This is a genomic window from Micromonospora sp. NPDC002411, from assembly GCF_053592955.1.
In genome coordinates, this window is record NZ_JBSFBM010000275.1 from 1 (window position 1) to 8980 (window position 8980).

At 69.1% G+C, this 8980-nt stretch carries 7 protein-coding genes; 5 read left to right on the top strand and 2 right to left on the bottom strand.

Going from position 1 to position 8980, the window contains the following annotated elements:
- The first annotated feature begins 150 nt into the window (after positions 1-150).
- The 3 genes from ACWCO3_RS26330 to ACWCO3_RS26340 all read left to right on the top strand — a co-directional run bounded on the left by ACWCO3_RS26330 (position 151) and on the right by ACWCO3_RS26340 (position 2603).
- The gene (locus tag ACWCO3_RS26330; protein WP_145779247.1) at positions 151-1809 is read left to right on the top strand and encodes a sodium:solute symporter family protein; all 1659 of its coding nucleotides are present in this window, start codon (positions 151-153) and stop codon (positions 1807-1809) included.
- 16 nt (positions 1810-1825) lie between these two features.
- Positions 1826-2134, top strand: a complete 309-nt coding sequence (locus ACWCO3_RS26335; RefSeq protein WP_145779246.1) for a hypothetical protein — start codon at positions 1826-1828, stop codon at positions 2132-2134.
- Between the two features lie 82 nt (positions 2135-2216).
- On the top strand, positions 2217-2603 hold the full coding sequence (locus ACWCO3_RS26340) for a hypothetical protein (protein WP_357930178.1): 387 nt from the start codon (positions 2217-2219) through the stop codon (positions 2601-2603).
- A 122-nt stretch (positions 2604-2725) separates the two neighbouring features.
- Here ACWCO3_RS26340 and ACWCO3_RS26345 read toward each other — a convergent pair whose 3' ends face one another.
- Positions 2726-4513: a glycoside hydrolase family 6 protein gene (locus tag ACWCO3_RS26345; RefSeq protein ID WP_145779244.1), complete on the bottom strand. Its 1788-nt coding sequence runs from the start codon at positions 4511-4513 to the stop codon at positions 2726-2728.
- Positions 4514-5128: 615 nt separating this feature from the next.
- On the opposite strand from ACWCO3_RS26345, the gene ACWCO3_RS26350 reads away from it, so the two are divergent.
- On the top strand, positions 5129-6325 hold the full coding sequence (locus ACWCO3_RS26350) for a hypothetical protein (protein ID WP_450012570.1): 1197 nt from the start codon (positions 5129-5131) through the stop codon (positions 6323-6325).
- 1 nt (position 6326) lies between these two features.
- On the top strand, positions 6327-7022 hold the full coding sequence (locus tag ACWCO3_RS26355) for a class F sortase (protein ID WP_145779242.1): 696 nt from the start codon (positions 6327-6329) through the stop codon (positions 7020-7022).
- A 73-nt stretch (positions 7023-7095) separates the two neighbouring features.
- Here ACWCO3_RS26355 and ACWCO3_RS26360 read toward each other — a convergent pair.
- Positions 7096-8980: NAD-glutamate dehydrogenase domain-containing protein (locus ACWCO3_RS26360; RefSeq protein WP_450012574.1), on the bottom strand; the 1885-nt coding region annotated here is incomplete at its 5' end.

The window sequence follows — 8980 nt, forward strand, 5'->3', positions numbered from 1 at the left end:
CCTCGGCCGATCGGCCGAGGCGCCCCCGTGTTGTCAGAGCGCCCGATCAGGCCGTAACTCGCCGGATTAGTCCAACGGGTGTGAAACCGCGCGCCCGGGGTAATAGGCCGCGCGGTAAATCGCGCGGAGGTCGGGACGAGGGGTGACGGCATGGACGGCGACGGTCTTCGGCTGAACATGAACGGGCTGGACTACCTGATCCTCGCCCTGTACTTCGTGACCGTCCTCGGCGTCGGCTTCGCCGCCCGCCGGGCGATCCGGACCAGCGTCGACTTCTTCCTCTCCGGCCGGTCCCTCCCGGCCTGGGTGACCGGTCTCGCCTTCGTCTCGGCGAACCTGGGCGCGCTAGAGATCATCGGCATGGCGGCGAACGGCGCCCAGTACGGCGTGATGACGGTCCACTACTACTGGATCGGCGCGGTGCCGGCGATGGTCTTCCTGGGCATCGTGATGATGCCCTTCTACTACGGCTCGAAGGTCCGCAGCGTCCCGGAGTATCTGCGGTTGCGGTTCAACCGCCCCACCCACCTGCTGAACGCGCTCAGCTTCGCCGTCGCCCAGGTGTTGATCGCCGGGGTGAACCTCTACGCGCTGGCTCTGGTCATGCAGGCGCTGCTCGGCTGGCCGCTCTGGACGGCGATCGTGGTCGGCGCGGCGATCGTGCTGGCGTACATCACCATCGGCGGTCTGTCCGGGGCGATCTACAACGAGGTGCTCCAGTTCTTCGTCATTCTCGCCGGTCTCATCCCGGTCACCGTGATCGGCCTGGTCAAGGTCGGCGGTTGGAACGGCCTGATGGACGCGGTCGGCGACACCAAGCTCGGTGAGGCGGGCCTGCACGCGTGGCAGGACACCGGCAGCACGGCCAACCCCCTGGGCGCACACTGGATCGGCATCGTCTTCGGCCTCGGCTTCGTGCTGTCGTTCGGCTACTGGACGACGAACTTCGCCGAGGTGCAACGGGCCCTCTCGGCGAAGAACATGAGCGCCGCCCGGCGTACGCCGATCATCGCCGCGTACCCGAAGCTGTTCATCCCCCTGGTCACGGTGATCCCCGGGCTGGTGGCCCTGGTCACGGTGAAGGGGCTCGGCGCGGAGAGCGGCGACCTGCAGTACAACAACGCCATCCCGCTGCTGATGCGCGACCTGCTCCCCAACGGCGTGCTCGGGGTCGCGGTCACCGGCCTGCTCGCCTCGTTCATGGCCGGCATGGCGGCCAACGTGAGCGGCTTCAACACCGTCTTCACCTACGACATCTGGCAGGCGTACGTCCGTCGGGACCGCTCGGACGAGTACTACCTGCGCGTCGGGCGGTGGGCGACGGTCGCCGCAGTGGTGATCGGCATCGGCACCGCGTTCATCGCGGCCGGGTTCAGCAACATCATGAACTACATCCAGGCGCTCTTCTCCGTCTTCAACGCGCCGCTGTTCGCCACCTTCATCATCGGCATGTTCTGGAAGCGGATGACCGCGCTGGCCGGCTTCTGGTCGCTGCTGCTGGGCACTCTGGTGTCGCTCAGCCTCTACCTGCTCTACAAGGGTGGAGTGATCCACTTCAACTCGGACCTGGAGGAGAGCTTCTGGGGCGCCGGTCTCGCGTTCGTCACGGCGGTGGTGGTCGCGGCGATCATCACCCCGCTCACCGCCCCGAAGCGCGACGAGGAACTGCGCGGGCTGGTGTACGGCATCGGCGGCGTCGACCTGAAGGGTGACGTGCTCGCCGGGGACGCTGTCTGGTACCGCTCCCCGGTGCTGCTCGGCGTGATCGCGGTCGCGCTGGCCGCCCTCTTCTACATCCCGGTCTTCTAGGAAAGGGGTTGGGCTGATGAGCAACGACGGCCAGCCGGCGAAGGACCCGCTGATCGACGAGACGCAGGCGGAACAGCGGCGCTCCGCGGCCGCCCGACTGTTCGACATCCGCCGGGTGATCGGTGGCCTCTTCGTCGCGTACGGGGTGATCGTGACGCTGATCGGCGTCTTCGACAGTGGGGCCGAGATCGACAAGGCCGAAGGTGTCCGGATCAACCTGTGGGCCGGGCTGACGATGCTCGCCTTCGGCCTGCTCATGCTGCTCTGGCAGTGGCTGCGCCCGGCGGAGCCGCCGGCCCCCAACGAGCAGCAGCCCGGCAGCTGACCGCCGGGCCGGGCGGCATGAGGGCGGCACGAGGGGGTACGCGAGGGAATCAGGCACCGTGTCGGACACAGGAGGCAGCACCATGACCGATCGCGATCGCCAACCGCCGTTGGAGGAGAGCCCGGAGGTGGCCTCGGCGGTGGACGACGACATCACCGTCACGCAGCTGCGGACCGGAGGCGGCCCGGACCAGGACAACCCGGCCTTCGCCGAACCCCACAGCCGGCCGGACGACCTCGCGCCGGACACCGACGACCTGATCGGCGACCCGTACGCTGCCGGCACCGGGGCGACCGGGACGGGCACCGGCGCCGGCGGGGACAACATCCGCACCGGGGCGGAGCAACAGTGGGAGCCGGAGGACCTGGTGCTGGCCCGTGGACAGGACCTCACCCCGGCGAACCTGGACAAGGCGCGCCGCGACCTGGCCGAGCAGGGCCAGGCGGCGATCGAGCGCACCGTGCCCTGACCTGAGCACAAAAGGGGGGTCCCCGACCCGACCAGAGCGGTCGGGCCGGGGACCCGGGGGGAACCAGCCGCCGGCAGTGCCTCACCTACTGCCGGCGGCGGGTTGGTGTGAAAGCGTTCCGGTCAGAGAGCCGGGTACGCGTTGCGCATGAGCTCCTGGAACTGGGCGGAGAACCACGCACCGGAGATCGGCGCGTCCGCCAGGGCACCCGACGGGTTGTTGCCGTTGCGGGCGTTGCCGCCGTACGTCGGGTCGCACATCCGGTCGAAGCCCTTGCCCTCGTTGTTCGGGATCTCCTTGCTGGAGCCGTCCGACTCGCCCGGAGGCTTCACCCAGACGTAGGCGTCGATACCCGTGGCCGGGGCCACCCGAGGCCGCTCACCGAGACCGGCACCGGCCTGGTTGCACCAGTTGCCGAGGTGCAGCCGTCGGTCGATACGGCCACCGTTGACATACGTGTCGACGCTGGTCGTCGCGCCCGGGCCGGTGGGCCGGGCGGAGCCGCCCCAACCGTTGCGGGAGGTGTCGATCAGCATGCCGATGTTGGAGTTGAAGCCCAACGAGACCAGCTTGCTCCGGAACGCCTGGGCGAACGACAGCTCGTCGACGTAGTAGTTCCAGTCGACCCACTTGGACTGCCGCACCGTCTGGCCGTTCACGTTGTCGGTGACCTTGAAGTACGGCTCCTGCAGCGCCGAGTAGTTGGCGGTGTTGGTGATGAAGCCGTGCACGTTGTTGACAGTGCTGCCGGAGGCCACAGCGGCGGTCTTCAGGATCTCGGCGGACGGGTTGAAGTTGCTGTCCCAACCGAGCCAACCGTGGTGCCCGGAGTCGATGTAGTTGTAGACGTTGCCGATCGCGCCCAGCTTGGCGAGGGCGTAGCCGACGCCGTTGACGTAGGCGCCGTTGGCCTTGACCGTGTCGCACATGACCGTGCCGCCGGGCTGGCCGGAGGTGTTGGTCACCAGGTTCGGCAGCGAGTCGATCTCGATGATGTTGATGATCCGGATGCTGCTGTACTTCGACTGGCCCTGGATCGCGGCGATCGGGTCGATGTACTGGGCCTTGTACTTCGGCAGCTCGTCCGGGCCCAGCTCACCGTTGGAGGCGAGCGCCGAGCAGTCCCGGCCGGGCAGGTTGTAGATGACGAACTGGATGTAGCCGGCGCCCTGGCGCAGCGCCTCGTCCAGGTGGTCCTTCACCCCGAAGGCGCCGTTGGAGCTGCTGTCCGGCGTGCCGTTGATCGCGGCGATCCGATCCAGCCAGACGGCGGTGGGGTTGTTGGAGACCCGGCTTCCACCGGGCTCGGCGTCCGCCTTCGCCTTCCACTCCGGGTTCACGTAGCCGCGCACCCCGGCGTACGGGTTGTCGACCTTGGTGCCGGGCGGCGGGTTGGTCGTGGGCGGCGGGTCGGTGGGGGGTGGGGTGGTGGTGGGCGGCGGGTCGGTCGGCGGCGGCGTCGTGGTCGGCGGGGTGGTGGTGCCACCGTTGCAGACCACGCCGTTCAGGGTGAACGAGGTCGGCTTCGGGTTGCTGCCGCTCCACGCGCCGTTGAAGCCCAGGGTCGTCGACGCGCCCGTGCCGAGGTTGCCGTTGTAGGACATGCTCCGGGCGGTGACCTGGCTGCCGGACTGGGTGTACGTGGCCGACCAGCCCTGCTGCACCCGCTGGCTGGAGTTGGGGAAGGTCCAGCCCAGGGTCCAGCCGTTGACCGGGTCGCCGAGGTTCTTGATGGTGATGTTGGCGGTGAAGCCGCCCTGCCAGTCATTGGTCGTGTACGCGATGTCGCACTGCGTCGCGGCCTGCGCCGCGGTAACCGGAATCGTCACCAGCCCACCGGCGACCAGGGCGCCCGCGCCGGCGAGCGCAAGGGCCCGGCGTGGGCCGGTCAGCCTTCTCCACACATTCATGCCACTGATCTCCTTGGGCGAGACCGGGCTCTGGTACGGCCCGGCGAGACGGCCCGGTGAGCGTCCTGTGACGGACGGCCGCCGGCGCCAACGGGATTTCGGGGGGTGCCCGGCCCGGACGGGCGAGGGTGGTGGTGGTGCGTGACCGACCGGTGCAGCGGCCGATCCTTCGGCGGGATGTCGCCCGGTGAACCGGTGCCCTCGACTCCCTGCCTGCGCGGTATGGCTCTCCGAACCGCGTTCGCCGATTCTTGCATGGGAGCGCTTCCATGGCAATGCCTCGATGCGTCGCGGCGGAGATCAGCGCTGTTCCCGTTTCGGACGATACCCCCGGATCCGCCCGGTCGGCACGCGACGGGCGACGTCCACTGCTACCGGACGGCCTGCGAGGGCTGACCACACGCATCCCAGACGGCCGCGCATCGCCCGCGACAGACGTCTGAAGCCTGAGGCGGCACTCAGAGTGCCGAAAGCCGCTTAGCTCCTCTTCAGCACCTACCCGGAGCAAGTGTCAAAACGCGAATCTTTCACTTCATAAGTCATGAAACGGTCTAACGTCGGTCTTAGCTCGGTTGTTGCCGGGCTCAGGACAACAGGGATGGAGTGACGCAGGTCATGGCTAAGAAGATGCTCGGGAAGGTCGTAGCGGGCGCCGCGCTCGGCGGCGCGTCGCTCCTGGTGTTCGCGCCGGGGATCGCGTTCGCCGACGGTCACCACGACGGCGGCAAGGACCGCGACGGCAAGGTCTACGCCAAGCCGCACGTGGTCAAGGCTGGCGAAGAGGTCAAGCTCCTCGAGATCTGCCCGGATCGGCAGGAGCACGCGTACGTGTGGTCCAAGGTCACCGGCAAGGTCAAGCTCAAGCCGGTGCGTGACGACCGGGGTGAGGACCGCAAGTGGGGCGAGGAGGAGGACTCCCGCGACCACGAGAACGGCAAGGACGACAAGGGCAAGGACCACGAGGGCAAGGACGAGAACGGCAAGGACGAGCACGGCAAGGACGACAAGGGCAAGGACCACGAGGGCAAGGACGACAAGGGCAAGGACGAGCACGGCAAGGACGAGAACGGCAAGGACGAGAACGGCAAGGACGAGAACGGCAAGGACAAGCCGCAGCCCGGCGGCCAGGGTGGCGGCGCTGCCGCCGACGCTGCCGCCGACGAGGGTGGTAAGGACTGGAAGGGCGAGGAGCACGGCCAGGACGCGGACGACAGCCGCGACAAGAAGGACTGGGACTCCAAGGACGAAGGCAAGAAGGACTGGGAGTCCAACGGCCACGGCTCGGACGAGCGCGGCTCGGACAAGGGCTGGGAGAACAAGGGCCACGGCTCCGACGAGTACGGCTCGGACGAGCGCGGCAGCTACGGCTCCGACGAGCGCGGCTCCGACGAGTACGGCTCGGACAAGGGCTGGGAGAACAAGGGCCACGGCTCCGACGAGTACGGCTCGGACGAGCGCGGCAGCTACGGCTCCGACGAGCGCGGCTCCGACGAGTACGGCTCGGACAAGGGCTGGGAGTCCGAGGACCGTGGCTCGGACGAGCGCAGCTGGGACAAGGAGCGCGAGTTCGTCTACTACGGCGAGGCCAAGGTCGACAAGGACGCCAAGCCGGGTCGTTACGAGCTCAAGGGCTCGTGCGGCGAGGGCGAGCTCGTCGTGCTGCCGCACGGCGGTGTCGACGGTGGTGACGGTGGCGCCAGCACCGGCACCGACCGTGGCCTGGCTACCGGCGGGGCGGGCCTGCTCGGCGCTGCCGCGCTGGGCGGGATCGTGCTGATGCGTCGTCGGCGGACCGATGGTTCGCTCGTCTGACGTGTCGACGACACGGGCCGGCGGCCGTCACGGGAAACCGTGGCGTGCCGCCGGCGCGGCCGTCGTCGTCACCATGGCCATGATCGGTGCCGGCATGATCGGCGCTTCCCTGAAGACCACGCCCGCTCCCCGACCGCCGCAGCCGTTGGCCCAGGCCGGCCCCGAGGCCACCCGACCGGCGAGCACACCAGACAACGCAGCGCCCGACGGGCAGCCGGTCGGGGACGCCCCGGCCGGGCTGGCGCGTTCCGCGCCGACCACCATCGAGATTCCCCGGATCGGTGTCGCCGCGACGATCATGTCGTTGGGCACCAACCCGGACGGCACCGTCCAGGTCCCCCCGCTGGACCAGGCCGACAAGGCCGGTTGGTACGAGCCGGGCGCCAGCCCGGGCGAGACGGGTAACGCGGTGATCGTCGGGCACGTGGACTCGGCGGTGCTCGGCCCGGCCGTCTTCTTCGACCTGGGCGCTCTCGTCCCGGGCGACACCATCACGGTGCGACGGACCGACGGCGTGCCCGCCACCTTCACCGTCGACTCGGTGACGTCGTACCCGAAGACAGCATTCCCCACCGAGTTGGTGTACGGACCCAGCGACCGGCCCAGCCTGCGGGTGGTCACCTGCGGCGGTCAGTTCGACGAGGTCGCCAAGAGCTACCCGGACAACATCGTCGTCTTCGCCACCCTGGCGGCGTGACCCGCGACGAAACGAGAGCGGTCCGGCCGATCGGGGCGACCCGATCGGCCGGACCGCGTCCGGCGTACCTGACTCAGGCGGCTGCGGAGGTCCGCACCAGGGTGCGGATCTGGCGCAGCAGCACCGAGAGGGCGGCGAGATCCGCCCGCGACTCGTCGAACTCCCCCATCGCGCGGCGGGCGCGGTGGATCGAGGTCGCGTTCGACTGCTCCCACTGCTGCACCCGCTCATGCGGCGGCAGGTCGTCCGGGGTGGAGTCGAGCACCTCCGCGGTGAGCGCGGCCAGCGCGGCGTACAGGTCGTAGCGCAGCGCCATCCGAGCGAGCGTCTGCCAGCGGTCCTCCCGAGGCAGCAGGGAGATCTTCGACAGCAGGGAGTCCACCCGGAAGAGGTCGGACAGCACGAAGTAGACCGAGGCCACCTCGCTGACGTCCCGTCCGCTGGAGTTGGCGGTCTCCACCACGTCCATCAGACCGAAGCTGTACATCAGCCGGGTCGCCCGCTCGGCCAGCTCGCGGGGCAGCCCACGCTCGGTCATCGAGTCCATGTGCGCGGCGATGCCCTGCCGCTCGTTGCCGTAGAACAGCTCCTCGAGCCCTGGCAACAGCCGCGTGACACCGTCGCGCAGCCGGGAGATCTCGGCCGGCACGTCGATCGGCGAGCGCCGGTTGGAGACCAGCCACCGCACCGCGCGGTCGAGCAGCCGACGGGTGTCCAGGTAGACACTCGTCTGCAACTCGGGCGCCACCTTGTTGTCCAGCGCCTCGACCGCGTCCCACAGGTCGCGCAGGCCGAACACCTCGCTGACCACCACGTAGGCCCGGATCACGTCAGCGGCGCTGGCCGCGGTCTCCTCGACCACCCGGAAGATGAACGAGATGCCGCCCCGGTTGATCGCCTCGTTGACGAGCACCGTGGTGACGATGTCCCGGCGCAGGCGGTGCCGGCCCATCCGTTCGGCGAACCGCTCACGCATCGGCGTCGGGAAGTAGTTGACCAGGACCTCGGTCGTCCACTCCTCGTCCGCCAACCCCTCGGTGAGGATCTCCCGCTCCAGGACGATCTTCACGTACGCGAGCAGCACCGCGAACTCCGGCGCGGTCAGCCCGGACTCGCTGCGCACCGCCAGTTCCTCGTCCGGCGGCAGTGCCTCCAGCGCCCGGTCCAACCCACCCGAACGCTCCAACTCGTTGATCATCCGGCGGTGCACCGGGAGCAGCGAGGCGGCCTGGGCCTGGGCGTTGTTGATCGCCCGGGCCTGGTCGTAGTTGTCCCGCAGCACCAGCTCCGCGACCTCGTCGGTCATCCCGGCGAGCAGCTCGTCCCGGTCGGCCATGGTCAACTCGCCGTCGGCCACAGCGGTGTTCAGCAGGATCTTGATGTTCACCTCGTGGTCGGAGGTGTCCACCCCGGCCGCGTTGTCGATGAAGTCCGTGTAGATCCGGCCACCGGTCAACGCGTACTCGATCCGGCCGAGCTGGGTCCAGCCCAGGTTTCCGCCCTCGCCCGCAACCCGGCAGCGCAGGTCGCGCCCGTCCACCCGGATCGCGTCGTTGGACTTGTCGCCCACCTCCGCGTTGGTCTGGCTGGACGCCTTGACGTAGGTGCCGATGCCGCCGTTCCAGAAGAGATCCACCGGAGCGGTGACGATCGCCTTCATCAGGTCCTGCGGCGACATCTGCGTGACGTCGTCGCCCAGGCCGATCGCCGCACGGACCTGCGGCGTGATCGGGATCGACTTCGCGGTACGCGGAAAGATGCCGCCACCGGCCGAGATCAGCTCCGGGTTGTAGTCCTCCCAGGAGGAACGGGGCAGGTCGAACAGCCGCCGCCGCTCCGCGTACGAGGTGGCCGCGTCCGGTTCCGGGTCGAGGAAGATGTGCCGGTGGTCGAAGGCGGCCACCAGCCGGATGTGCTCGGACAGCAGCATCCCGTTGCCGAACACGTCGCCGGACATG

Excerpts from the sequence above, each read along its gene's own strand:
- ACWCO3_RS26330 (WP_145779247.1), top strand. The coding sequence starts at position 151 with ATGGACGGCGACGGTCTTCGGCTGAACATGAACGGGCTGGACTACCTG.
- ACWCO3_RS26335 (WP_145779246.1), top strand. The coding sequence starts at position 1,826 with ATGAGCAACGACGGCCAGCCGGCGAAGGACCCGCTGATCGACGAGACG.
- ACWCO3_RS26340 (WP_357930178.1), top strand. The coding sequence starts at position 2,217 with ATGACCGATCGCGATCGCCAACCGCCGTTGGAGGAGAGCCCGGAGGTG.
- ACWCO3_RS26345 (WP_145779244.1), bottom strand. The coding sequence starts at position 4,513 with ATGAATGTGTGGAGAAGGCTGACCGGCCCACGCCGGGCCCTTGCGCTC.
- ACWCO3_RS26350 (WP_450012570.1), top strand. The coding sequence starts at position 5,129 with ATGGCTAAGAAGATGCTCGGGAAGGTCGTAGCGGGCGCCGCGCTCGGC.